Origin of the sequence: Bradyrhizobium sp. CCBAU 45321, assembly GCF_028128975.1 — a bacterium.
In the GTDB taxonomy this organism is placed as follows: domain Bacteria; phylum Pseudomonadota; class Alphaproteobacteria; order Rhizobiales; family Xanthobacteraceae; genus Bradyrhizobium; species Bradyrhizobium yuanmingense.
In genome coordinates this window covers 1-1096 of record NZ_LFKZ01000005.1, presented here as the reverse complement: position 1 = coordinate 1096, position 1096 = coordinate 1, and the positions used below count along the sequence as shown (strand labels likewise).

At 67.5% G+C, this 1096-nt stretch carries 1 protein-coding gene and 1 pseudogene; both read right to left on the bottom strand.

The window, feature by feature from the left end; genetic code table 11:
• On the bottom strand, window positions 1-551 hold a 551-nt coding region (locus tag ACM43_RS00960; protein WP_271537493.1), incomplete at its 3' end, for a hypothetical protein.
• Window positions 552-667: 116 nt separating this feature from the next.
• Window positions 668-1043 (bottom strand): annotated as a pseudogene (locus ACM43_RS00955) (integrase core domain-containing protein); the annotation flags it as partial.
• Window positions 1044-1096: the final 53 nt, after the last annotated feature.

The window sequence follows — 1096 nt, the reverse complement described above, 5'->3', positions numbered from 1 at the left end:
TTGACATGCCCGCGCACCGCGTCTGGGCTCTGCAGGGCCTCGGCGCGGGCCTGGCAGGGCTTGCGCCCGCGCTCCAGCAGCGCCTCGTCGTCATCGCCGAGCAGCTTGACGAGCCCTGGGACCGCGCCGGGGCTCTGGCGGGCCTCGGCGCGGGCCTGGCAGGGCTTGCGCCCGCGCTCCAGGAGCGCCTCGTCGTCATCGCCGAGCAGCTTGACATGCCCGCGCACAGCGTCTGGGCTCTGCAGGGCCTCGGCGCGGGCCTGGCAGGGCTTGCGCCCGCGCTCCAGGAGCGCCTCGTCGTCATCGCCGAGCAGCTTGACATGCCCTGGGACCGCGCCGGGGCTCTGGCGGGCCTCGGCGCGGGCCTGGCAGGGCTTGCGCCCGCGCTCCAGCAGCGCCTCGTCGTCATCGCCGAGCAGCTTGAGGAGCCCTCGCACCGCGCCTCGGCTCTGCGCGGTCTCGGCGCGGGCCTGGCGGGGCTTGCGCCCGAGCTCCAGCAGCGCCTCGTCGTCCTTGCCGACGGCCTTGCCACGCCCGCGGATCGGGCCCAAGCCTTCGCAGCACTGTTGCCGAGGAGGTGAGACGATCCGTAGAGTCCGATTGACAGTCGGAATGAGCTATCTCGGATTCTGAACCCCCGGGTTTGCCGGAGGCCATTTGGTTTAAGTTATGCCGCCATGGCCGATTGTTTCAGCATGTCATAGTAGCGTTGCTCGGCTTCGGCCCGGGGGGATGTTTCCGATGGGCTCCAGGAGCCGTCGGTTATTGAACCAATCGACCCATTCGAGGGTGGCGAACTCGACAGCCTCGAAGCTGAGCCATGGCCCGCGCCGATGGATCACCTCGGCCTTTGTAGAGACCGTTGATGGTTTTGGCGAGAGCGTTGTCGTAGGAATCTCCGACACTGCCGACAGAAGGCTCGACACCAGCTTCAGCCAGGCGCTCGGTGTACTTAATGGATACGTATTGGCTGCCCTGTCGCTGTGGTGCACGAGCTCGCCACGGTGGACCGGCCGTCGATCATGTAGGGCCTGCTCCAGCGCATGTCATTCGGCTTGCAATATTGACCCCCTAAGCCGGGGGATCGGCGTCCAAA